General features: G+C 58.3%; 25 protein-coding genes. 5 read left to right on the forward strand and 20 right to left on the reverse strand.

From position 1 onward, the window contains the following. Nucleotides 1-33: 33 nt before the first annotated feature. From tolB to JJD74_RS06285, 13 genes are all read right to left on the reverse strand, one after another. The gene (gene tolB / locus JJD74_RS06225; protein WP_080896057.1) at nucleotides 34-1,314 is read right to left on the reverse strand and encodes a Tol-Pal system beta propeller repeat protein TolB; all 1,281 of its coding nucleotides are present in this window, start codon (nucleotides 1,312-1,314) and stop codon (nucleotides 34-36) included. Nucleotides 1,315-1,331: 17 nt separating this feature from the next. Continuing rightward, complete coding sequence (gene tolA, locus JJD74_RS06230; RefSeq protein ID WP_200612304.1) at nucleotides 1,332-2,411, reverse strand: cell envelope integrity protein TolA; 1,080 nt, start codon at nucleotides 2,409-2,411, stop codon at nucleotides 1,332-1,334. Continuing rightward, entirely contained in the window at nucleotides 2,411-2,863 is a 453-nt protein-coding gene (gene tolR / locus JJD74_RS06235) for a protein TolR (RefSeq protein ID WP_161806672.1), read from the reverse strand. Before tolR ends, tolA begins: the two co-directional genes overlap by 1 nt. Before the next feature lie 23 nt (nucleotides 2,864-2,886). Further along, nucleotides 2,887-3,582, reverse strand: a complete 696-nt coding sequence (gene tolQ / locus JJD74_RS06240; RefSeq protein ID WP_008080223.1) for a protein TolQ — start codon at nucleotides 3,580-3,582, stop codon at nucleotides 2,887-2,889. Continuing rightward, nucleotides 3,572-4,039, reverse strand: coding sequence for a tol-pal system-associated acyl-CoA thioesterase (ybgC, locus tag JJD74_RS06245; protein ID WP_042560637.1), 468 nt, complete (start codon nucleotides 4,037-4,039; stop codon nucleotides 3,572-3,574). The genes tolQ and ybgC overlap by 11 nt, the downstream gene beginning before the upstream one ends. Before the next feature lie 127 nt (nucleotides 4,040-4,166). Then, complete coding sequence (gene ruvB / locus JJD74_RS06250) at nucleotides 4,167-5,228, reverse strand: Holliday junction branch migration DNA helicase RuvB (protein WP_200612307.1); 1,062 nt, start codon at nucleotides 5,226-5,228, stop codon at nucleotides 4,167-4,169. After that, nucleotides 5,229-5,837 carry a Holliday junction branch migration protein RuvA gene (gene ruvA, locus JJD74_RS06255; protein WP_042560639.1) on the reverse strand — a complete coding sequence of 203 codons (609 nt, stop codon included), beginning with the start codon at nucleotides 5,835-5,837 and terminating at the stop codon, nucleotides 5,229-5,231. 115 nt (nucleotides 5,838-5,952) lie between these two features. Next, on the reverse strand, nucleotides 5,953-6,480 hold the full coding sequence (gene ruvC / locus JJD74_RS06260) for a crossover junction endodeoxyribonuclease RuvC (protein ID WP_007912737.1): 528 nt from the start codon (nucleotides 6,478-6,480) through the stop codon (nucleotides 5,953-5,955). A gap of 158 nt (nucleotides 6,481-6,638) precedes the next feature. Continuing rightward, complete coding sequence (locus tag JJD74_RS06265) at nucleotides 6,639-7,385, reverse strand: YebC/PmpR family DNA-binding transcriptional regulator (RefSeq protein ID WP_042560640.1); 747 nt, start codon at nucleotides 7,383-7,385, stop codon at nucleotides 6,639-6,641. Between the two features lie 133 nt (nucleotides 7,386-7,518). Further along, nucleotides 7,519-9,294, reverse strand: a complete 1,776-nt coding sequence (gene aspS, locus JJD74_RS06270) for an aspartate--tRNA ligase (protein WP_042560641.1) — start codon at nucleotides 9,292-9,294, stop codon at nucleotides 7,519-7,521. A gap of 107 nt (nucleotides 9,295-9,401) precedes the next feature. Next, on the reverse strand, nucleotides 9,402-9,623 hold the full coding sequence (locus JJD74_RS06275) for an FmdB family zinc ribbon protein (RefSeq protein ID WP_042560642.1): 222 nt from the start codon (nucleotides 9,621-9,623) through the stop codon (nucleotides 9,402-9,404). Nucleotides 9,624-9,754: 131 nt separating this feature from the next. Next, the gene (locus JJD74_RS06280; protein WP_042560643.1) at nucleotides 9,755-10,093 is read right to left on the reverse strand and encodes a ribbon-helix-helix domain-containing protein; all 339 of its coding nucleotides are present in this window, start codon (nucleotides 10,091-10,093) and stop codon (nucleotides 9,755-9,757) included. A 181-nt stretch (nucleotides 10,094-10,274) separates the two neighbouring features. After that, nucleotides 10,275-10,745 carry a Dps family protein gene (locus tag JJD74_RS06285; RefSeq protein WP_042560644.1) on the reverse strand — a complete coding sequence of 157 codons (471 nt, stop codon included), beginning with the start codon at nucleotides 10,743-10,745 and terminating at the stop codon, nucleotides 10,275-10,277. A 311-nt stretch (nucleotides 10,746-11,056) separates the two neighbouring features. On the opposite strand from JJD74_RS06285, the gene JJD74_RS31245 reads away from it, so the two are divergent. After that, the gene (locus JJD74_RS31245) at nucleotides 11,057-11,659 is read left to right on the forward strand and encodes a cold-shock protein (RefSeq protein WP_042560645.1); all 603 of its coding nucleotides are present in this window, start codon (nucleotides 11,057-11,059) and stop codon (nucleotides 11,657-11,659) included. A gap of 71 nt (nucleotides 11,660-11,730) precedes the next feature. Here the strand turns inward: JJD74_RS31245 and JJD74_RS06295 are convergent, their stop codons facing one another. Both JJD74_RS06295 and JJD74_RS06300 read right to left on the reverse strand, forming a co-directional pair. Further along, nucleotides 11,731-11,937 carry a SlyX family protein gene (locus JJD74_RS06295; RefSeq protein WP_042560646.1) on the reverse strand — a complete coding sequence of 69 codons (207 nt, stop codon included), beginning with the start codon at nucleotides 11,935-11,937 and terminating at the stop codon, nucleotides 11,731-11,733. A gap of 3 nt (nucleotides 11,938-11,940) precedes the next feature. Continuing rightward, nucleotides 11,941-12,366 (reverse strand): HIT domain-containing protein, encoded by a 426-nt coding sequence (locus tag JJD74_RS06300; protein ID WP_200612315.1) that lies wholly within the window; start codon nucleotides 12,364-12,366, stop codon nucleotides 11,941-11,943. Nucleotides 12,367-13,262: 896 nt separating this feature from the next. On the opposite strand from JJD74_RS06300, the gene JJD74_RS06305 reads away from it, so the two are divergent. Further along, nucleotides 13,263-14,534 (forward strand): OprD family porin, encoded by a 1,272-nt coding sequence (locus JJD74_RS06305; RefSeq protein WP_200612318.1) that lies wholly within the window; start codon nucleotides 13,263-13,265, stop codon nucleotides 14,532-14,534. Between the two features lie 228 nt (nucleotides 14,535-14,762). On the opposite strand, the gene JJD74_RS06310 is transcribed toward JJD74_RS06305, so the two are convergent. Together JJD74_RS06310 and JJD74_RS06315 are read right to left on the reverse strand one after the other, a co-directional pair. Next, entirely contained in the window at nucleotides 14,763-15,605 is an 843-nt protein-coding gene (locus JJD74_RS06310; protein ID WP_042560648.1) for a mechanosensitive ion channel family protein, read from the reverse strand. A 151-nt stretch (nucleotides 15,606-15,756) separates the two neighbouring features. Next, a complete protein-coding gene (locus JJD74_RS06315; protein ID WP_042560649.1) occupies nucleotides 15,757-16,242 on the reverse strand; it encodes a YajQ family cyclic di-GMP-binding protein in 486 nt (161 codons plus the stop codon). Nucleotides 16,243-16,381: 139 nt separating this feature from the next. Here JJD74_RS06315 and JJD74_RS06320 point away from each other — a divergent pair, with 139 nt between their 5' ends. Genes JJD74_RS06320 through JJD74_RS06330 form a run of 3 tightly spaced genes read left to right on the forward strand, consistent with a single transcriptional unit; the run spans nucleotide 16,382 to nucleotide 19,968 of the window. Then, on the forward strand, nucleotides 16,382-17,299 hold the full coding sequence (locus tag JJD74_RS06320) for a putative 2-dehydropantoate 2-reductase (RefSeq protein ID WP_047302768.1): 918 nt from the start codon (nucleotides 16,382-16,384) through the stop codon (nucleotides 17,297-17,299). 45 nt (nucleotides 17,300-17,344) lie between these two features. Next, complete coding sequence (locus tag JJD74_RS06325) at nucleotides 17,345-19,372, forward strand: HAMP domain-containing sensor histidine kinase (protein ID WP_042560651.1); 2,028 nt, start codon at nucleotides 17,345-17,347, stop codon at nucleotides 19,370-19,372. 11 nt (nucleotides 19,373-19,383) lie between these two features. After that, entirely contained in the window at nucleotides 19,384-19,968 is a 585-nt protein-coding gene (locus JJD74_RS06330; RefSeq protein WP_200612320.1) for a cob(I)yrinic acid a,c-diamide adenosyltransferase, read from the forward strand. 131 nt (nucleotides 19,969-20,099) lie between these two features. Here JJD74_RS06330 and JJD74_RS06335 read toward each other — a convergent pair whose 3' ends face one another. The 3 genes from JJD74_RS06335 to argJ all read right to left on the reverse strand — a co-directional run bounded on the left by JJD74_RS06335 (nucleotide 20,100) and on the right by argJ (nucleotide 23,067). Continuing rightward, on the reverse strand, nucleotides 20,100-21,044 hold the full coding sequence (locus JJD74_RS06335) for a Nudix family hydrolase (RefSeq protein ID WP_200612322.1): 945 nt from the start codon (nucleotides 21,042-21,044) through the stop codon (nucleotides 20,100-20,102). After that, complete coding sequence (locus tag JJD74_RS06340; RefSeq protein WP_047302774.1) at nucleotides 21,041-21,673, reverse strand: glutathione S-transferase family protein; 633 nt, start codon at nucleotides 21,671-21,673, stop codon at nucleotides 21,041-21,043. Before JJD74_RS06340 ends, JJD74_RS06335 begins: the two co-directional genes overlap by 4 nt. A 176-nt stretch (nucleotides 21,674-21,849) precedes the next feature. Then, nucleotides 21,850-23,067 carry a bifunctional glutamate N-acetyltransferase/amino-acid acetyltransferase ArgJ gene (gene argJ, locus JJD74_RS06345; protein WP_042560655.1) on the reverse strand — a complete coding sequence of 406 codons (1,218 nt, stop codon included), beginning with the start codon at nucleotides 23,065-23,067 and terminating at the stop codon, nucleotides 21,850-21,852. Nucleotides 23,068-23,113 lie beyond the last annotated feature (46 nt).

Consider the following 23,113-nt stretch of genomic DNA (forward strand, 5'->3'; position numbering starts at 1 on the left):
CCCAGTGTGTTAAGTAAAACGTGTAGCGCCCGCTCACTTCAGGTAAGGGGACCAGGACGGTTCTCTGACTTCGCCTTGAGCGGTAGGAAGCGGGAGCCTAACGCGTCCATTAATGGACACGAGCATCAAGACTCCCCGGCCCTGCTGGCGGGTGGCGTAGATTACCATGGTGCCGTTGGGTGCAACAGTGGGTGACTCGTCCAGAGTGCTATCAGTGAGGATCTTTACACTACCTCGCTGCAAATCCTGGGCTGCCACCTTGAAATTGGTGAAACCATCCTGGCGATGGATCATCACCAGCGTCTTTTCATCTGCCGAAAGTTTCGGGTTGGCGTTGTAGTTACCTACGAACGTCACACGCTCGGCACCACCGCCACTGGCGCTGGTTTTGTAGATTTGTGGCTTGCCGCCGCGGTCCGAGGTGAAGTAGATGGTCGAACCATCCTTGCCCCAGTACGGTTCGGTGTTGATGCCTGGGCCCGCCGTTACACGATTGATCTGACGCGTAGCCAGGTTCATCACGTAGATATCCGGGTTACCGTCTTTAGACAACACGAACGCCAGACGATCACCATTCGGCGACCAGGCCGGTGCGCCGTTCAGGCCTTCGAAGTTGGTGATCTGCTCACGACGACCCGTGTCGATGTTCTGCATGAAGATACGTGGACGCTTCTGCTCGAACGACACGTAAGCGATGCGCTTGCCATCCGGTGCGAAACGCGGCGACAGGATCGGCTCGCGCGATTGCAACAGAGTCACGGCCCGAGCACCGTCATAGTCCGAACGCTGCAAGGTGTAACGGGTGTTTTTCTCGGAGAAGCGTTCAGCCGTCACGTACAGCAGGCGGGTCGAAAACGCGCCCTGGATACCGGTGAGTTTCTCGAACGACTGGTCAGAGATGTAGTGCGCCATATCGCGCAACTGCTCCGTGGTACCGGAAACACTGCCGTCAGCCACTTTCTGCTCGGTGGCTACGTTGAACAGTGCCCATTGCACCTGCAGACGACCGCCCGCTGGGGCGATGCTGCCGACCATCATGTATTGAGCACCTACCGCCTTCCAGTCACGGAAGATGATTTCGCTCGCCTGACTTGGCTGGCTGATCATGTTTTGCTTTGGAATCGGCGAGTAGTAGCCCGAGTTACGCAAATCGTTACCAATGATTTCAGCCATGTCGTCCGGCAGGACGGCGCCGCCCTGCAAACCGAACGGTACGACGGCGATCGGAGTAGCCCGATCGCTGCCGCTGGTGACCAGAATGTTCTTTTCATCAGCCATCGCGATCCCTGCCATGCAGCAGATCACGACCAGCATTCCTCGAAGAAGGTTTCTCACAAGGCTAGATCCTCAGGTGTGAATGTCATCTTGAATGAACGATACGGAGCGAAATCGCTCGGCTTCATTCCCTGCATTTCTGTCAAACGTCCAATATTCTTGACCGCCGCTACTGCCGAAGCATCGAACGGACCATCGCCACTGGATTTGGACACGCTGACCGAAGTCACCGTACCGTCCGGCAACATGCCGATTTGCAACACGACCGTCATGCCTTTGCGTGCCGAAGGTGGACGAGCCCAGCCTTCCGCTGCCCGCGCACGAATCAGGTCATCGAAACTGCCCGCGACTTCGTCACCCTGTTCATCGGCCAAGGCCTGCTGACGCTGCGGCGTGTCGGAAAGCAAATCTGCCAAGGCCTGAGCCTTTTTGTCTTCGGCAGATTTACGTGCCGCTTCCTGCGCTTTCTTCTTCGCAGCATCGGCAGCAGCTTTCTTCTTCGCTTCGTCGGCGATTTTCTTCTTCGCCTCTTCAGCTTCAGACTTCTTCTTGGCGTCTTCGGCGACTTTCTTCTTCGCGTCTTCGACGATCTTTTTCTTCGCTTCTTCAGCGGCCGCTTTCTTGGCCTCTTCTTCAGCAGCCTTTTTGGCTTCTTCTTCAGATTTCTTCTTGGCTATATCAGCCAATTGTTTCTCTTCTGCCTTCTTGGCTTCGGCGGTCTTCTTCGCGTCATCGGCTTTTTTGGCTTCATCAGCCTTTTTCGCCTCGTCCGCTTTTTTCGACTCGTCGGCCTTCTTGGCTTCCTCGGCCTTTTGAGCCGCTTCTTCTTTCTTTTGTTCCGCAGCTTTCACCGCTTCCTGCTCGACCTTTTTCTGTTCCATCTGCTCGACTTCAGTCTGGCGCGCGGCGGATTTCTTCGCCTCACCCGCAATCTTCTGATTGGTCTGGGTGGTTGCCTGACTTTTCGATTTCAGCTGGTACAGGGTCGCCTGGACAATCGGCTTGGCCGGCGGCAGCTCTGGTGTAAAGGCGAAACTGACGAACAGCATGCCGAACACCAGCACGTGCAGGACAATCGCCAGAACACTAGGCCAGAAGTAGCTTTCCGAGGCAGACGGCTCTCGCAGTGGCTGCATCAGGGGGCCTCGGTAATCAAACCAACGTTACCGACCCCGGCTTTCTGCAATCCGCCCATGGCGCCCATGACGGAACCATAGTCGACGGTTTTGTCGCCGCGGATGAAGACCTGGGTACGCTTGCCGCCTTCGGTACCGGCGCGAATGATCTTGGTCACCGCGTCGGTCATCTGCGGCAGGGTCATGGCCCTGTCCTGTTGCTTCTCGGTGTCGACTTCGCTGCCAAGGTTCCAGTAATAGGTCTTGTCAGCCTTGATCGAAATGGTCAGGACCTGGGTGTTGTTGTCCTGCGGCAAGGCTTCGCTGGAAACCTTGGGCAGATCAACTTTCACGCCCTGATTGAGCATCGGCGCGGTCACCATGAAAATGACCAGCAGTACCAGCATCACGTCGATGTAAGGCACCACGTTCATCTCGGCGACCGGCTTGCGCTTTTTGCGAGCTCGAGCGATTAAAGCCATTGGAAATTACCTGCTTATTCTTCGCTGGTGTGCACTTTGCGGTGCAGGATCGCCTGGAATTCATCGGCGAAGGTGTAGTAACGGCCCAGCAGGGTTTCGCTGCGAGCAGCAAAACGGTTGTAAGCGATTACTGCAGGGATTGCCGCAAACAGGCCGATCGCCGTGGCGATCAGTGCTTCGGCGATACCCGGAGCCACGGTGGCCAGGGTCGCTTGCTGGGCGCTGGCCAGACCGCGGAAGGAGTTCATGATGCCCCATACGGTACCGAACAGACCAATGTACGGGCTGACCGAACCCACAGTGGCGAGGAACGGCAAGCTTTGCTCCAGTTTCTCTTCTTCGCGGGAGATGGCCACACGCATGGCGCGAGCCACGCCTTCCATTACCGCTTCAGGATCGACACCTGGCTGCTGGCGCAGACGGGAGAACTCTTTGAAACCGGCGCGGAAGATTTGCTCGACGCCCGAATCCGGATCAGGGTTGCTGCCGGCCTGACGGTACAGTTTGGACAAATCGATACCCGACCAGAAGCGCTCTTCGAAGCTCTCCAGGGCGCGTCGACCGGCACGCAGCAGGTTGCTGCGCTGAAAGATCATGATCCATGAGGTCACCGATGCGGCCACCAGAGTCAACATTACCAACTGCACCACGATGCTGGCATTGCTGACCAGGCTCCACATGGAGGAATGGTCGACGACGTTAGCTTCCACGCTTTATCTCCTGCTTTGAGTGTTTACCCGGGCCGACCGCGTCGGCGAAGGCCGCCCGCAAGTCTTCGGGAAGGGCCCGGGGTTTCAAACTGTTAGTGCGCACACAGGCCACCAAAAACTGCCCTTCACAGAGCAGCACATTATCCGTTGCCCGCCTGACCTGCTGTTTGAAACGCAGGCTGGCACGGTTCAATTCGATTACTTCAGCACTTACCAGAAGCTCGTCGTCCAGTCGCGCCGGCGCGTGGTAACGCGCTTCGCTGGAGTGCACGACAAACAACAGGTCCTCCCCGGCAAGCTGCGATTGGGCAAAGCCCAGTTCGCGGAGCCGCTCGGTTCGAGCCCGTTCCATAAACTTGAGGTAATTAACGTAATACACGATGCCGCCCGCATCGGTGTCCTCGTAATAAACGCGACAACGATGTGCGAACGGCTCAAGCCCGTTTTGCGCGCGCATACTCTAGTGCTTACTCCTCATGTTGCCAATCCGGCCAGACAACTGTTTTTCGTTGTTTCAGGGCTTTATCGCAAAAGTACCGTCCTCTGACAGTACAAACCCTGAATAAATCGACAACAAATGTGTATTAATCGTCCACGGCATCGAGAAACTCGTCTACCACGGGCGTCTCACCCATTCGTGACGGAATGTTTAAACCGAAATGCAGATACGCATGCCGTGTCACTACCCTGCCCCGTGGCGTGCGCATGATGTAACCCTGCTGGATCAGATACGGCTCCAGCACGTCTTCAATCGTGTGGCGTTCTTCACTGATGGCCGCTGCAAGGCTGTCGATACCGACGGGCCCACCATCGAACTTCTCGATCATGGTCAACAGCAGGCGCCGATCCTGATGATCGAAACCATGCTCGTCGACATCCAGCAGGTTCAACGCCAGATCCGCCACCGCTTTGGTGATGTGGCCCTTGGCGCGCACTTCAGCGAAATCGCGCACACGGCGCAGCAATCGATTGGCAATTCGCGGTGTGCCACGGGCACGTCGAGCGATTTCGAAGGCGCCCTCCGGGTCCAGGGGCAAACCAAGAATATTCGCCGAACGACTGACAATCGTCGACAGATCCGCGGTGCTATAGAACTCAAGACGCTGGACGATACCGAAGCGGTCACGCAACGGGTTGGTCAGCATGCCTGCACGAGTCGTCGCACCGACCAGAGTGAACGGCGGCAGGTCGAGTTTGATCGAGCGTGCTGCCGGCCCTTCACCGATCATGATGTCGAGCTGGAAATCTTCCATCGCCGGGTACAAGACTTCTTCGACGATCGGCGACAGACGATGGATTTCATCGATGAACAGCACGTCATGCGGCTCAAGATTGGTCAGCAATGCCGCCAGATCACCCGGACGCTCCAGGACCGGCCCCGAGGTGCTCTTGATCGACACGCCCATTTCCTGGGCGATGATGTTGGCCAGCGTGGTTTTACCCAGCCCCGGCGGGCCGAAGATCAACGTGTGATCAAGCGATTCGCTACGGCCACGAGCAGCCTGGATGAACAGTTCCATCTGCTCGCGCACGGTCGGCTGGCCAATGTAGTCAGCCAGACTGACCGGACGAATGGCGCGATCCTGGATTTCTTCGCGCTCGCGCGGAATGTGCGCAGCGGCGATCAGACGATCAGCTTCAATCACTTAAATCATTCCCTTCAGGGCGCGGCGGATCATGTCTTCACTGCTCAAATTCTTGTCCTTGATGGCCGAAATTGCCTTGCTCGCTTCCTGCGGCTTGTAACCCAGGGAAATCAACGCGCTGACTGCATCGTTCTCGGCGGTATTGACCGGCGCCGGGCCGTCCGGCTGGTTTGGCACCAACGCGAACATGGCCGGCGAGGTTTCCCAGGCCTTGAAGCGATCCTTCAGCTCGACGAGCAAACGCTCGGCGGTTTTCTTGCCGACGCCCGGCACCTTAGTCAGCGCCGACGTGTCCTGCGACTGCACACAGCGGACCAGTTCATCGACTTCCAGACTCGACATCAATGCCAGGGCCAATTTCGGCCCGACACCATTGAGACGGATCAACTCGCGAAAAAAGTCTCGCTCACGCTTGCCGGCGAAACCATAGAGTAACTGCGCGTCTTCGCGTACGACCAAGTGCGTGTGCAGGGTCAGCGGTTCACCGACCGGCGGCAGGCGATAGAGGGTGGTCATGGGCACTTCCAGCTCATACCCGAGGCCATTTACATCGAGAATCAGGTGCGGCGGCTGTTTCTCAGCCAGGGTGCCGCGCAAGCGTCCAATCACGTTTCAGATCCTTGAGCGTTGGCCAGCCGTGGGCTGGCGACTGACGGAAAGCGTGCTTCAGGCCGACAACCCAGGCGCGAAACCCGCATTCCGGAAAATTTGATTGCTGATGCTATCAGAGACGCAGGCGCCCGCCACGACTGCGTGCCGCTCCCAGGCCATGCGGCAGCAGACTGGAACGAGTGTGAGCGTGGCAAATGGCAATGGCCAGGGCGTCCGAAGCATCGATTTGCGGTTTGCTGGTCAACTTCAGCATGTGCATGACCATCATTTGCACCTGCTCTTTATTGGCCGCGCCCGTGCCGACTACGGCTTGTTTGACCTGGGTGGCCGTGTACTCGGCAATTTCCAGACTTTCTTCGGCACCGGCAACAATCGCCGCGCCACGGGCCTGCCCGAGTTTGAGCGCGGAGTCGGCGTTTTTCGCCATGAACACTTTTTCGATGCCCATGGTGACCGGGCCGTAGGTCTGAATGATTTCACGCACGCCGCGATAGACGATTTGCAGTCGTTCATGCAGCTCGCCAGCGCCGGTGCGGATGCAGCCAGAGGCGACGTAGATGCAGCCGCCACGTCCGGTATCGCGAACAATGCCGTAACCGGTGATGCGCGAACCGGGGTCGATACCAAGAATTAAAGTCATAACGCCTGCGGGTTCGGAAAAAGCACGAAATTCGGTACAACAAATAACAAATGTGGGAGCTGGCTTGCCAGCGATGACGGAGTGTCAGACCACATCATTTTCTGATGTGCCGACGCCATCGCTGGCAAGCCAGCTCCCACATGAAAGCCTAGTCGCTCTTAACCGAGCTGAGCAGCGACGTCTTCTGGAATATCCGCGTTGGAATAAACGTTCTGCACATCGTCCAGGTCTTCAAGCATGTCGATCAGCTTGAGCACCTTCTCCGCGCCGTCCAGGTCCAGTTCGGCGCTGGTGGTCGGCAGCATGACGATTTCCGCGTCATCACCCTTGAAACCGGCGGCTTCCAACGCGTTACGCACGGAATAGAAACCGGCGAACGAAGTGAACACGTCAATCGAACCATCTTCGTTCGTAACCACGTCATCGGCGTCGGCTTCCATCGCCGCTTCGATCAGTGCGTCTTCATCAACGCCCGGGGCGAACGAGATCTGGCCCTTGCGCTCGAACAGGTACGCTACCGAACCGTCGGTGCCCAGGTTACCGCCGCACTTGCTGAACGCATGGCGCACAGCCGCTGCGGTGCGATTGCGGTTGTCGGTCATGCACTCGACCATCACCGCCACGCCGCCCGGACCGTAACCTTCGTAACTCAGCTCGACCATGTCGTCGGTGTCGGCGGCACCGGCACCACGAGCAACCGCGCGATCGATGATATCGCGGCTCATGTTCGCACCAAGGGCCTTGTCCAGAGCCAGGCGCAAACGCGGGTTGGAACCCGGATCACCGCCACCCTGACGGGCAGCAACGGTCAGCTCACGAATCCACTTGGTAAAGATTTTGCCTTTCTTGGCATCCTGACGTTCTTTGCGGTGCTTGATGTTCGCCCACTTGGAATGACCCGCCATAACTCGCTCCGAATTCTCTTTGAAACGTTGCCCGCCCTGCTCTTGCAGCGGCCGGCAAACAAAAAATCTTGAACAGCTTTCAATCTATAAGAAAGAAAAAAGGCGCATCCGAAGATGCGCCTTCAGGCCCGTCTTACTCAGCCTTTGGCGTTTCGCGCAAACGAATGTGCAATTCGCGCAATGCCTTGGCATCCACCACACCCGGTGCTTGCGTCATGACGTCGGCAGCGCTCTGGGTTTTCGGGAAGGCGATCACTTCACGGATCGACTGGGCGCCGGTCATCAGCATCACCAGACGGTCCAGACCGAAGGCCAGGCCACCGTGCGGCGGTGCACCGTACTTCAGGGCGTCGAGCAGGAAGCCGAATTTCTCTTCCTGTTCCGCTTCGTTGATGCCCAACAGACGGAACACCGACTGCTGCATTTCCTTGCGGTGGATACGGATCGAACCGCCACCCAGCTCAGTACCGTTCAGCACCATGTCGTACGCGCGGGACAGAGCGCCGGCCGGGTTGGCTTCGAGCTCTTGCGGCGTGCATTTCGGCGCGGTGAACGGGTGGTGCAGCGCGGAGAAGCTGCCGTCGTCGTTTTCTTCGAACATCGGGAAATCGACGACCCACATTGGCGCCCACTCGCAGGTCAGCAGCTTCAAGTCGTGACCGAGCTTGATGCGCAGTGCGCCCAGTGCTTCGCTGACGATCTTGGCCTTGTCGGCGCCGAAGAACACGATGTCGCCATCGACTGCGCCAACGCGATCAAGGATCACGTTCAGCTTGTCTTCCGGGATGTTTTTCACGATCGGCGATTGCAGACCTTCAACACCGGCAGCGCGCTCGTTGACCTTGATGTACGCCAGGCCCTTGGCACCGTAGATGCCGACGAACTTGGTGTAGTCGTCGATCTGCTTGCGCGGCATGCTCGCCCCGCCTGGAACGCGCAGTGCGGCAATACGGCATTTCGGATCGTTGGCCGGGCCGCTGAAGACCTTGAAATCGACTTCTTTGAGTTGATCGGCAACATCGACCAGCTCCAGCGGGTTACGCAGGTCTGGCTTGTCGGAACCGTAGCGGCGCATGGCTTCTTCGAAAGTCATGTGCGGGAATTCGCCGAATTCCAGACCCAGCACTTCCTTGAACAGGTTGCGGATCATTTGCTCGGTGAGGCCCATGATCTCTTTTTCATCGAGGAAGCTGGTCTCGATGTCGATCTGGGTGAATTCCGGCTGACGGTCGGCACGCAGGTCTTCGTCGCGGAAGCACTTGGCGATCTGGTAGTAACGGTCGAAGCCGGCCACCATCAGCAGTTGCTTGAACAGCTGCGGCGATTGCGGCAGCGCGAAGAACGAACCGGCGTGAGTACGGCTTGGCACGAGGTAGTCGCGTGCGCCTTCCGGAGTTGCACGGGTCAGGATCGGCGTTTCAACGTCGAGGAAGCCGTTTTCGTCGAGGAAGCGACGGATGCTGGTGGTCATGCGCGAACGCAGACGCAGCTTCTCGGCCATTTCCGGACGACGCAGGTCGAGGAAGCGATAGCGCAGGCGGGTTTCTTCGCCAACGTCGGAGTATTCGTTGAGCGGGAACGGCGGGGTTTCCGACTCGTTCAGCACTTCCAGTTCGTAACCCAGCACTTCGATCATGCCCGACGCCATGTTGGCGTTGGTTGCACCGGCCGGACGCAGACGCACCTTACCGGTGATCTTCACGACGTACTCGCTGCGCACGCGATCGGCGGCGGCGAAGCTCTCGGCGCGATCCGGATCGAACACCACCTGGGCCAGACCGTCACGATCACGGATATCGAGGAAAATCACCCCGCCGTGGTCGCGGCGACGGTGAACCCATCCGCAAAGGGTAATTTCCTGACCTTCCAGGCTTTCGTTCAGTTGGCCGCAATAGTGGCTGCGCATCATGGTAGTGGTTCGCTTCTCGTAATTCGAAATTCGGTGGAGATCCCGTCGCGCTCAAGCTTGTGCGACGTGGGGAAACTCACGCGTGTCGTTCGACCTGGGCCTGAACCCTAGTCAGATTTGTCGCTACCGGCCAGGTTCTTCTTGGTTCCGGTCTTGAAATCGGTTTCGTACCAACCGCTGCCGCTGAGGCGAAAGCCGGGCATCGACAGCTGTTTCTTGAGCTCTGGCGCCTGGCAGGCAGGGCAGTCGACCAGCGGTGCATCGCTGATCTTTTGAATGGCTTCCAACTGATGACCACAGGAAGCACATTGATAATCGTACATCGGCATGGAGGTGTCTCGGCGATCAGATTGCCACCGCGCGCAGGGCTTTGCGGCGAAAGAGCGGGATTATATCCATTAAATGCGGCCTGTGCAGCCGTAAGACTGCACAGGCCGCAACCTCCTTTGCAACCGCTGTTTCAGAGCGATTTCGCTGACTCAGCGACTTTGATCCCGTTCATGACACACACCACTCGTACCAGCGCACTGAAATTTTTCACCCCGCCGTGACGCAGATGTACCTCACGGTCAACGTGGGATAAAAGTGAGCTGATCGAACAGCAGTTGTCTTTGGCCATGGCGCCGAGGATGTTCCAGTACACCTGCTCCAGCCGCAGGCACGTCGCGTATCCGTTCAAACGCACGGATCGGGACAGCGGCTGTACCAATGACATGTCGAATTCGTTGACGAACGGATCGAACTTCAATTCATGTTGCAAGCCGACATTCCTGTCGCCTCGCCTGTCTCCCTCTATCATATCGGTGACACTCCTTTGCCATCTCTGCGGGTTTTTCAAAGTCACATCCTGTGACTTCATAAAAGCGCAGACGCAAAGTTATATCCAGATGACTAATTGACCATCCCCGTAGGATAAGCCAACGATAGAAGTAAGACTGTGGACAGCGCGGGCATCCCCAAGGCCTGCCCGCGCACTTGGGTCAGGCTTCGAGCAATGCGCGCAACATCCACGCGGTTTTTTCATGAACCTGCATGCGCTGGGTCAGCAGGTCGGCCGTCGGCTCGTCACTGACCTTGTCGAGCAGCGGGAAAATGCCGCGCGCGGTGCGGGTCACGGCTTCCTGACCGGCGACCAGTTGCTTGATCATGTCCTCGGCGCTGGGCACACCCTCCTCCTCCTTGATAGAAGAGAGCCGCGCGTAGGTTGCGTAGGCGCCCGGCGCCGGAAAACCCAGCGCGCGAATGCGCTCGGCGATTGAATCGACGGCCAGTGCCAGCTCGTTGTATTGCTCTTCAAACATCAAGTGCAGCGTGCGGAACATCGGGCCTGTGACGTTCCAGTGGAAGTTATGGGTTTTCAGATACAGCACGTAGGTGTCCGACAGCAGACGCGACAGCCCCTCGACGATGGACTTGCGGTCTTCTTCACTGATACCGATATCGATTGCCATGTTTACCCCCTAACGGCGATTTGAATTCATCCAAGGTACCGCCCCACTCTAGCAAGGCTGTCGATCCCTCGCAGCCCCGAATCGACACTCGCACTGCGACAAATCGACCACTTTGCTGCCGCTGGCCGGCCTGATTTGAGTAGCTGCAGGCTTTGCTGTTAAATAGGCAGTGTGTCGCTATGCCCCATTTTCCGGGGATTTGCGCATAGGCTGATGCTGCGTCCGTGTCCACCGCCTCTTATTTTGTCCCGAAGCGAACCGTGCGCCTCCAGCTCTTCCTTGTGAGCCGTTAATAACGTGAGCCAATCAAAATGTTGAAAATCGTCCACCTGCTAATGGGCGCAGCGGCATTGCTGCTGTCGTTCATACCTAGCTTGAAATCCGAAGCCGTTCCCTACCTGCAACAACCCGATGCACTTTACCTGGCCTTTTTCGGCCTGCTGAACCTGGTCATTGCCCCGGTGATTCCTTACTGGAACAAAGGCCCGCGCCAGCATCTGCAAAATCTGGTCAGCGCTCTTCTGGTGCTGACTGTCGTCCTCCAAACCTTGACCCTGATCGCGCCGATGCCTGTCATCGCCGGCCAGCCAGCCGTGTTGTTCAGCCTGGTGATTGCCCTGGTTGCCGTGGTCCTGCACCTGGCCGTCAGCTTTTATCGATCTTCACCGGCAGCCACGCCAACCACCTACGACATGACCAACCGCGATACCGGCACCGTCAAGTGGTTCAACACTTCCAAAGGCTTCGGCTTTATCTCCCGGGATTCCGGTGATGACATTTTCGTGCACTTTCGCGCGATCCGTGGCGAAGGCCACCGCGTTCTGGTCGAAGGCCAGCGCGTGGAGTTCTCGGTGATGAACCGGGACAAAGGCCTGCAAGCCGAGGACGTGATCGCCGCGCTGCCGCGCCGCTGATCCAAGGCATAAAAAAACCGCGAGCAGCGTGCTGTTCGCGGTTTTTTTACGCCTGATGAAAAGACCGCGCCTTAGTAGTGTGGCGGAGGTGCTTCTTCCTCGAAGGATTCGAACTGTCCGACCATTTCTTCCTGACGCTTGAGCAACGCAGCCATTTGCAATTGCAGGCGCTCGACCACCCGCTGCTGCGCCACCAGGATGTCGTTCAACGTCTGGATAGTGTCGTCCTGAAACGCCAGACGGCTTTCCAGATCGTTAACGCGTTCTTCCAGGGTCATGACTCAGCCCTCCAAAAAGGTGAAATCTTCGGTCAGCACCACACGCAACTGCGCGCGAATGGCGGCCACCTGTTCGCTGTCATAAGGCTTTGCCGGATGCTTGCCCCAGACCGGCGCAGGCCACGCCGCGTCGTCACGTTTGCGCACGATCACATGCATGTGCATCTGGCTGACCACGTTACCCAGCGTAGCGACGTTCATTTTGTCGGCATCGAACAAGTCTTTGAGCAACTCGGCCAGCGCGGTGGTTTCCAGCCAGAGCTGTTGCTGATCGGCGACATCCAACTGAAACAACTCGCTGATATCGTTGCGGCGTGGCACCAGGATGAACCACAGGTAGTTGGCGTCGTTGGACAGCAACAGACGGCAGAGCGGAAAGTCGCCGATGGCCAGTGTGTCCTGTTGTAGTCGTGAATCTAAAGCAAACACTGCGCGCACTCCCGGCTGATCTACATAATTCAGCTTGGCGGGCCACCCGACAGGCAGCGCACCAAGCGACAGAACCGCAGCATACCTGCGAATGCGCTCGCCTTCACGAGGACTGTGCCCCGGCCATTTCTCCGGACGCCCCGACATGTGACATTTTTTGATTTGATGCACCAGCTCGGAACCCGACCAGATGACCAGTGCGCTGAAATGACCGTAAAACCGTGAGGTGCTCACGATCGCTCGCAGACAGGTCTGTATGAATACGGTACAGCGCGTAAATTTTTTGCACCAAAACCGCACAGTGGGTCTACGCTCAGTGCGTCGGGCATCCGCCGAATACTCACTGGCGGGGTGAACCGGTAACGTTTTTGGTTGTCGCGCGCCAATTACGGCGTGGCAACACCATACGAACAATCGCGTCAAGCCCTTACAAAAAGCGGCTTGGCGCCCCGTATTTATGAGGCTTTTACAGGTAAAGACAAGCGTGTTGAAAAATAACCGCACCGAAATTGCAGTTTGTGCACGCTTGTTGCAAGCGTACTCATATGGACTATAAGCGCACCACGGGATGTGGGAGCCTTAAGCCCGATAAAAACAGTGGCAGGGTTGCCCGATGGAGATTCAAGTGTTTTGCCAGGGACTCTTTTTTAGCGATGCAAAAGGCTAGAAAAACAGCGAAAAAGTTGTCGGTCCGATTGCATCGGTACTGTGAATTTGCGACATCTACCAAGCCATCTGCGACAGCGTCGTAAAGAAGGCGAAAGGTTCGATTAGCAAGTATCGCCAACAATGTCGGCGTGATATAAGTTTGCGCCGACACAAAAAGAAAGAGCCGCCCAGATAATAAAACAGGTGGGACGGCAGTACTCTTCTAAAAACCAAAGGAGCAAATCACGATGCGCGTGATGAAGTGGAGCATGATCGCACTGGCTGTTTCAGCAGGCACCTCGCAGTTCGCAATGGCGTCCGCCCAGGATGATTCCCAAGGCTTCATTGAAGACAGTACCTTCAATGTAAAGACCCGCATGCTGTATATGAATCGTGATTTCAAGAATGAAAACTTGAAAACTAGCCCATCGGGTGAGCGCCAAGGCTACCGCGAAGAAACCGGTATTGGCATGCACGCCATCTTCGAATCCGGCTTCACTCAAGGCACCATCGGTGTTGGTGTTGACGCTTTCGGTCTGGGCTCGATCAAGCTCGACAGCGGCCGCGGTCGTACCGGCAACGGCCTGTTCGCCTTCGATAGCGATGGCACACCTGAAGACACCCAGTCCAAAGCAGGTGGCGCAGTTAAATTCCGTCTGTCCAATACTGTCTTGAAGTATGGCGACCAATTCGTCGCCAGCCCGGTATTCTCCACTGACGACAGCCGTTTGCTGCCTGAAGCCACCACCGGCACCTTGCTCGTATCCAAGGAAATCCCTGGCCTTGAGCTGAGCGCTGGTCGCTTCACCGCGATGAGCTCCCAGACCGGCATGGGCCATGACACCATCGTTGACGGCGGCCTGCCGTCTGCCAATATCGGTGGTGCCACCTACCAGTTCACCGACAACTTCGTCGCCGGTGTTGCGGCTTCCGACGTGGATGACCACTTCAAGAAGCAGTACCTCAACGCCAACTACACCCTGCCGATCAACGATGAACAGTCGTTGAACTTCGACTTCAACGGGTACAAGAGCAAGAGCCAAGGTCAGGAACTGTCGGGCGATATCGACAACCGCATCTGGTCCCTGGCTGCCGCTTACAGCATCGGCGCCCACAAATTCACCCTCGCTCACCAGCGTTCGACCGGTGATACCGGTTACGTATACGGCGTAGACGGCGGCGGCACCATTTTCCTCGCCAACTCCGTGCAGTACTCCGACTTCAACGGTGCAGACGAGCGTTCGTGGCAGGGTCGCTACGACCTGAACATGAAAACCTACGGCGTACCGGGCCTGAGCTTCATGACCCGTTACATCAAAGGCGACAACATCTCTACCGGTGCTGAAGAAGGCAAGGAACACGAGCTGGACTTCGAAACCAAGTACGTAATGCAGAATGGCCCGGCAAAAGACCTGTCCTTCCGCCTGCGTAGCGCCTGGTACCGCTCCAACACCGCTTATAACGGCGGTGACAACAACGATCTGCGTCTGATCGTTGAGTACCCGCTGAGCATCTTGTAATCCGGATGTAGTTCAGCAGTACTGTAGAGCTCTGCTCTAATTAGAACCGCTCACCCTGACAGGTGGGCGGTTTTTTTTGCTTATTCAATAGCGGCCTAAGCATATTTGAATAGCAAGCTAATTATGTCGAGCGAAGCGGGCTTACTGCGAACAATAAAAAACCCAAGAGACTTTGCAGCTCTTGGGTTTAATTGCCTTACTTGACCGTCAGGGCAAATAATCGATCGCTTACTGCGGTGCCCCTTCCTGAACCACACGAATAACTCGCTGCGGAAACGGAATATCAATGCCTGCAGCTTTTAAACGATCGCGGGACAGTTCATTTAACATGAACATCACATCCCAATAGTCTGCAGTTTTAACCCACACACGCAGGGAAACCGTGATCGAACTGTCGCCCAGTGTCGAAACCACTGCCTGCGGCGCCGGGTCCTGCATAACACGTTCATCCTTGGCCAGATCCAGCAGCACCTGACGGGCCTTTTGCAGATCGGCTTCGTAATCCACGCCCACATCGAACACAACCTTGCGGGTTGGCTGACGGTTGGTATTGGTGATGATGCCGTTCGACAGGTTGCCGTTTGGCATGATGACGGTCTTGTTGTCGCCGGTACGCAGGACGGTATGGAAAATCTGGATGCTGTCGACGGTACCCGCCACGCCTTGCGCTTCGATCCAGTCGCCGATGCGGAACGGACGGAACAGCAAAATCAGCACGCCGCCGGCGAAGTTCGCCAGGCTGCCCTGCAACGCCAGACCGATGGCCAGACCCGCAGCACCGATCGCGGCAACGAACGAGGTGGTTTCGACACCGATCATCGAAGCCACGCTGACGATCAGCAGCACCTTGAGAATGATGTTGGCCAGGCTGCTGATAAAGCCTTGCAGTGCCAGGTCAGCGTTACGCAGGGCCAGCAAACCACCGAGTTTTTGCGTGACCTTGTTGATCAGCCACCAGCCGATCCCCAAGGTAATCACTGCCAGCAGCACCCGGCTGCCGTACTCCATGATCATCGGGATCCACGCCTGGGATGCCTTGACCAGGTGGTCTACTTCAGCATTCAAATCCATGTTCTATCTCCTGATTTCCGGCTACCCGGGATGTGCACAAATAAATGTGGGAGCGAGCCTGCTCGCGAAGGCGGTGTGTCATTCAGCAATGAGGTTGACTGACACGCCGCCTTCGCGAGCAGGCTCGCTCCCACAGGTCCGCCGATAACGCTTAGTCGCGGAAGTTGTTGAACTGCAGCGGCATGCCGAATTCCTTGGCACGCAAGGCCGCGATGGCTTCTTGCAGGTCGTCGCGCTTCTTGCCGGTCACACGCACCTGCTCGCCCTGAATGGCAGCCTGCACCTTGAGTTTGGCGTCCTTGATGTGGCCGACGATCTTCTTCGCCAGTTCCTTGTCGATGCCTTCCTTGAGCACGGCATCCTGCTTCATCAGCTTGCCCGAGGCGTACTCATCCTTGACTTCAAGGCACTGCACGTCGATCTTGCGCTTGACCAGGGCCAACTTGAGGATTTCGATCATCGCTTCCAGCTGGAATCCGGCTTCAGCGGTCAGACTGACAGTCAGGTCCTTTTCCTTGAACTCGAAACTGCCTTTACCTTTCAGGTCATAACGACGATCGAGTTCCTTCACGGCGTTCTCGACCGCGTTGGTGAGTTCGTGTTTGTCCAGTTCGGATACCACGTCGAACGACGGCATGTAATTTCTCCAATAAAAAGGCGCGCTCTATGTGGATGGAGCGCGCTTGGCTTGCGGTTAAAATCGGGCTCATTATAACGGGTCTTTTCCTGTCGACACGCGAGCCGCGCATGCCTCTCCCCAATCGAGCAAAAAACTGATGTCTACCCCTTGGCACATTCTCGGCGCCGGCAGTCTCGGCACACTCTGGGCTACGCGGCTGGCTCGGGCCGGCCTGCCGGTGAGGCTGATCGTGCGCGACGTGACGCGTTTGCACAGCTATAACGCAGCCGACGGGTTGACCCTCGTAGAAAACGGACAAGCCAACACTTATGCAGTTCCCGGCGAAACCCCGGACAATCCCGAACCGATCCGTCGCCTGCTGGTGGCCTGCAAGGCCTACGACGCCGAAAACGCAGTGGCCCGCCTCGCCCCACGCTTGACGCCCGATGCGGAAATTATTCTGCTGCAAAACGGCCTCGGCAGTCAGGACGCTGTCGCCGCGCGAGTACCGCATGCACGCTGCATCAGCGCTTCAAGTACCGAAGGTGCGTTCCGCGATGGCGACTGGCGTGTGGTGTTCGCCGGCCACGGTTTTACCTGGCTCGGTGATGCCGCTCATCCGGTGGCGCCGATCTGGCTGGATGATCTTGAGGCGGCGAAAATCCCCCACGAATGGAGCACCGACATCCTCACACGGCTGTGGCGCAAACTGGCGCTCAACTGTGCGATCAATCCGCTGACGGTGTTGCACAACTGCCGCAACGGTGGCTTACAGGCGCATCATTGCGAAGTCGCCACGCTCTGCGCCGAGCTCGCCGAACTGCTGCAGCGCTGTGGCCAACCTGCGGCGGCGGAAAACCTGCAACAGGAAGTCGAACGGGTGATCCAGGCCACCGCGGCCAATTACTCATCGATGTATCAAGATGTCGCCAATCAGCGCCGCACGGAGATCAGCTATCTATTGGGCCACGCCTGCAAAGTCGCCGCACGCCACCAGCTGAATCTGCCGCACCTCAATCAACTGCAGCAACGCCTGATCGCTCATCTGCGCAGCCTCGGATTGCCCAGCGACTGAGCAGCGGCTACGCTGGCGACTTGTTCCTTTGCTGCGAAAAACCCGATGCCATTGCGCCAGCGCCTCGAAAACCTGCCGGTCGGCCAGAAACTCCTGGCCGCCCTGCTGGTGCTGTTGACCACCGTGTTGCTGGTCGCCAACCTGACTTTTATCAGCGCCGCCTATTACATTTCCCAAGAGAGCATGGCCCCGCAGGCCTTGCAGACCATCGGCCGTCTGATCGCCAACCCGAGCCTGGTGAGTGAAGCCCTGCAATCACCGCAAAGCGCCGAACGCCTGCTCAAGGAACTCGACAGTTATTCACCACTGCGCGCCGCCGCCCTGTATGACGGCAAAGGCGAACGGCTGGCGCAATTGCAACACGGCGACAAACTCCACCTGCCGGAACGTTACCGGCACATCGAAGCCTGGCAACTCACCGAATTTCGCACCAACCAGGTGATTACCCTGCCCCGCCCCGGCACCGAGCCGGGTCATCTGCTGCTGGTAGCCAGCAGCGAACTGCCGATGGCGTTCTACACCGGCACGCTCACGGCCAGCCTCGGCATCCTGATTTTCAGCGTGCTGTTGTGGCTGGTGATTGCCCGGCAGATCAAACGGCTGATCACCCGCCCTATCCATCAGCTCGAAGAGCTGTCGCGTCAGGTCACCCGCGAAGAGAATTACGCGTTGCGCGCCTCACGCGGCAACCATGACGAAATCGGCAGTCTCGCCGAGGCGTTCAACACCATGCTGTCGCGTATCGAAGCCCGCGAACAGCAGCTCAAACGCGCCCGCGATGACTCGCAAGCCGCTTACGATCAGGCGCAGGGGCTGGCCGAGGAAACCCGCCACACCAACCGCAAGCTTGAGCTGGAAGTTCAGGTGCGCAGCAAAATCGAAAAGAAACTCACCGGTTTCCAGAATTACCTCAACAGCATCATCGACTCGATGCCTTCGGCGCTGATTGCGCTCGACGAGCAGCTCTACGTCACCCAATGGAACCAGGAAGCCAGCGCCCTCTCCGGCACGCGCCTGGACGAAGCGCTGAACCAGCCGATCTTCCTCGCGTTCGAACCGCTGAAACCGTTTTTGCCGCAGCTCAAGCAGACGGTCGAGCAGCACACCGTGGCGAAGATCGAACGGGTGACATGGTTCAAGGACGATGAGCCCAAACATTACGCGCTGACCTTCTACCCGCTGATGGGCGGTACCGGGCGTGGCGTGGTGATCCGTATCGACGACATCACCCAGCGCCTGTCGCTGGAAGAAATGATGGTGCAGTCAGAAAAAATGCTCTCGGTCGGCGGCCTCGCGGCGGGCATGGCCCATGAAATCAACAACCCGCTCGGTGCGATCCTGCACAACGTGCAAAACATCCGTCGGCGCCTGTCGACAGACCTGCCAAAGAACCTCGAAACCGCCGAGCAACTGGGCATTGAGCTGGACACGGTCAACCGCTATCTGCAAGGCCGGGAAGTCCCGAAACTGCTCGATGGTATTCAACAGGCGGGGGCGCGGGCAGCGAAAATCGTCACCCACATGCTCAGCTTCAGTCGCCGCAGCACTCGTCAGATGGCACCGTGCGATCTGCCAGCCCTGATTGATCAAGCGGTGGAAATCGCCGGTAACGACTTCGACCTGGCGATCGGTTTTGACTTCAAGGGTCAGGCGATCATCCGCCAGTTCGATCCGGCGCTAGGCCCGGTGCCGGGCACCGCCAACGAGCTGGAGCAAGTGCTGCTCAACCTGTTGAAAAACGCCGCGCAAGCCATTCATCAGCGCGAAGAGGACAGCGAGCCAGGACGGATCATCCTGCGCACGCGGCTCAATCCGCCGTGGGCCGAGATTCAGGTCGAGGACAACGGCATCGGCATGAGCGAGAACGTGCGCAAGCGCACCTTCGAACCGTTTTTCACCACCAAGGAAATCGGCCAGGGCACAGGGCTCGGCTTGTCGGTGTCGTACTTCATCATCACCAATAACCACAAAGGGCAGATGGAAGTGCAGTCGGCGCCGGGGCAAGGAACGTGTTTCACTTTGCGTCTGCCGCTGGCCCAACCGCTGCCTATCGCGGCTCAACCAATCAATTAACGAGGTAACCCATGGGCTTTCGCCTGTCGAAAATCTACACCCGCACCGGCGACAAAGGCGAAACCGGCCTGGGCGATGGCCGCCGCGTGCCCAAGGATCACCCACGCATCGAGGCCATTGGCGAGGTCGATACGCTGAACAGTCAGGTCGGCGTGTTACTGGCCGGTTTGATTGCCGAGAGTGAGACGTATCCAGGCTTGAACGAGCTGGTCGAGGTGTTGACACCTTGTCAGCATCGGCTATTCGACCTTGGGGGCGAGTTGGCGATGCCGCAGTATCAGGCGCTGAACGAGGCGGAAATCGAACGGCTGGAAGCGGCGATTGATGTATGGAATGAAGAGTTGGGGCCGCTGGAGAATTTCATCTTGCCGGGCGGTTCGATGCTGATCGCTCAGGCGCATGTGTGCCGGAGTCTGGCAAGGAGTGCCGAGCGGCGGTGTCAGCATTTGAATGCTGAAGAACCCTTGGCCGGGGTTGGGTTGGCTTATATCAATCGGTTGTCGGATTTGTTGTTTGTCGCGGCAAGGGTGATTGCGCGGCGACAGGGGATTGCGGAAATTTTGTGGCAGCCGGCGGCAAAACCGACAAAGGATTAGAGCCTGTCGGTACGCCATCGCTGGCAAGCCAGCTCCCACAGGTTCCATTGGTGTGCACATCATCTGTGAACGACATAAATCTCTGTGGGAGCTGGCCTGCCAGCGATGAGGCCGGTGGCCGCTCTACATAATCAAGCCTCAGGCCAGAACGCCCGAATCCCTGCCACACCCTGCGCGCCAACACCCCAGGCCTTTTCGCGCTCCGCCGGGCCAACTCCGCCCAACAAAAACACGGGTTTGCTGAAGCCCTCGATCAGCGTCGAAGCCTGCTCCCAGCCCAAGGGCTGAGCATCAGGATGCGTCAGGGTCGGCTGCACCGGCGACAAGGTCACAAAATCCACACCCATCTGCTCGGCCAGCGCCAGTTCTTCGGCGTTATGGCAAGACGCCGCGAGCCAGCGCTGCGCCGGTAACGGACGCCCCGCCGCCGCGTATTTACGCAACTGCGCGGACGTGATGTGCCACCCGGCAGACGGAAAATCACCGAGCCATTCGAAGGGCCCCTTGATCATCAACTGCGCCTTGCCTGCACACAGCCCCGCGGCGTCCACCGCCAGATCGCGGTACTTCGGGTCATAGCCATTGGGGGCGCGCAGCTGGATCAATTTGATCCCGCCGGCAATCGCTTTCTGAATCCCGCGCAGCAAAGCCGGGGGTTCCAGATCTTCCGGTGTGATCAGGTATTCGGCAGGCAAGCGTGCCGCTGCGACGATCGGCTGGTTGGCGGCAGGGAACTCGTAGTTCACCAGCTCCTTCGCCGTCACCCAGGCCAATGGCTGGCCTTCGGCGCCGTGCGGCTCGCCGCTGAAACTCGACACTTCCCAGACATCCAGCAACACCTGCTTGTCCGGGTAATCGTGACGCACCTTGATCAACGGCCGAGCGGCACCCACGGTGATGCCCAATTCTTCTTGCAGCTCTCGGTCCAGCGCGGTTTCGACCGATTCGTCGGCCTCGACCTTGCCGCCGGGAAACTCCCACAAACCACCCTGATGCTGGGTGTCGGCACGGCGGGCGATAAGGATTTTGCCACTGCTGTCACGAATGACGGCGGCGGCGACGTGTACGCGTTTCACGGATTCAATTCCTCCAGTCCAGCCTTTTGCCACGCCTTGAAGGCGGGCCATTGGTAGACGGTTTCAACATAGGCTTCGTCGGCGTCCGGCAGTTTCACCTGATAGGTGCGCAGGCGCACGGCGATCGGCGCAAAAAACGCATCAGCCAGGCTCACCCGGCCAAACAGGTACGGCCCGGACTCGGTGGCGACGGCACGGCATTCTGCCCACAACGCGAGCATGCGCTCGATATCGACCTTAACCTCGGGCGGCACCGGATTCAGCGGCGCGTCGTGGCTCAGGTTGAACGGCATGTGGTTGCGCATGGCGAAAAAGCCGCTGTGCATCTGCGCACAGGCTGATCGGGCTTGGGCGCGGGCGGCGATATCGGTTGGCCAGAGTTGCTCGGAAGGAAACTGCTCGGCCAGGTATTCGGCAATCGCCAGCGAATCGGCAACAGTGCCGAGGGCGGTTTTCAGCAGCGGTACCTTGGCGGTCGGCGAATGCTTGAGCAAAAGCGCACGGGTGTCAGGCTTGCCGAGTTTGATCAACTCTTCGGTGTAGGGGGCGCCGGTCAGCTCAAGCGCCAACGCGGCGCGTAACGACCAGGAGGAAAGCAGTTTGTCGCCGATGATCAGGTGCAGGGACATGGTGTGGCGCCTTTTCGTCAGTGGAAAAACCTTGGGATCTGTTGCGTCTGGACCGCCACCTTCGCGAGCCGGCGCGCTCCCACAGAGTTCACCGGTGCACACAACTTTTGTGAGCACCCGAGATCAGTGTCGGAACGCGCCCGCTCGCCAATGGAGCGACTCGGTCTCAGACTGGCTCAGGTCCGGTACTCGGCGTTGATCTTCACATATTCGTGCGACAGGTCGGTGGTCCAGATGGTTTCGCTGCAATCGCCGCGACCCAGTTCGATGCGGATGGTGATCTCTTCCTGCTGCATCACCGCCGAACCCTGCGCTTCAGTGTAGGTCGCGGCGCGGGCGCCACGGCTGGCGATGCACACTTCGCCGAGGAACACGTCGATCTTGCTCACGTCCAGATCCGGGACGCCGGCACGACCGACAGCCGCCAGAATACGGCCCCAGTTCGGGTCGGAGGCGAACAGCGCGGTCTTGATCAGCGGCGAGTGCGCCACAGTGTAGCCAACGTCCAGGCATTCCTGGTGATTGCCGCCGCCGTTCACTTCAACGGTCACGAACTTGGTCGCGCCTTCGCCATCACGCACGATGGCCTGGGCCACGTCCATGCACACTTCAAAGACTGCCTGCTTCAACTTGGCGAACAGTTCGCCTTCGGCACGGGTGATTTGCGGCAGTGCAGCCTTGCCGGTGGCAATCAGCATGCAGCAGTCGTTGGTCGAGGTATCGCCGTCGATGGTGATGCGGTTGAACGACTTGTTGGCACCGTCGAGCATCAGGTTCTGCAAGACGTCACGGGAGACTTTGGCGTCGGTAGCGATGTAGCCCAGCATGGTTGCCATGTTCGGGCGGATCATGCCCGCGCCTTTGCTGATGCCGGTGACGGTGATGGTCACGCCGTCATGCTGGAATTGGCGGCTGGCGCCCTTGGGCAACGTATCGGTGGTCATGATCCCGGTGGCAGCCGCTTCCCAGTTGTTTTCCGACAGATCGTCCAGTGCGGCTTGCAGTGCACCTTCGATCTTCTCGACCGGCAGTGGCTCGCCGATAACACCGGTGGAGTACGGCAGAATCTGGTTTGCATCGACGCCGGTCAGCTCAGCGAGCTTCGCGCAGGTGCGCTCGGCGGCGGCCAGGCCCGGCTCACCGGTACCGGCGTTGGCGTTACCGGTGTTGGTCAGCAAGTAGCGCACATCGTTCTGTACGCGCTTTTTCGCCAGGATCACCGGCGCTGCACAAAAGGCGTTCAACGTGAACACGCCCGCCACCGTCGAACCTTCGGCACAGCGCATCACCACGACATCTTTGCGCCCGGGGCGCTTGATGCCGGCCGAGGCAATACCGAGTTCAAAACCGGCAACCGGGTGCAACGTTGGCAAAGGACCAAGACCAACAGCCATGAATGCGCTCCTTACTCAATGATGTCTGCACCGCCCATTTGCAGGC

Source organism: Pseudomonas sp. MF6776, assembly GCF_016613125.1.
In the GTDB taxonomy this organism is placed as follows: Bacteria; Pseudomonadota; Gammaproteobacteria; order Pseudomonadales; family Pseudomonadaceae; genus Aquipseudomonas; species Aquipseudomonas iridis.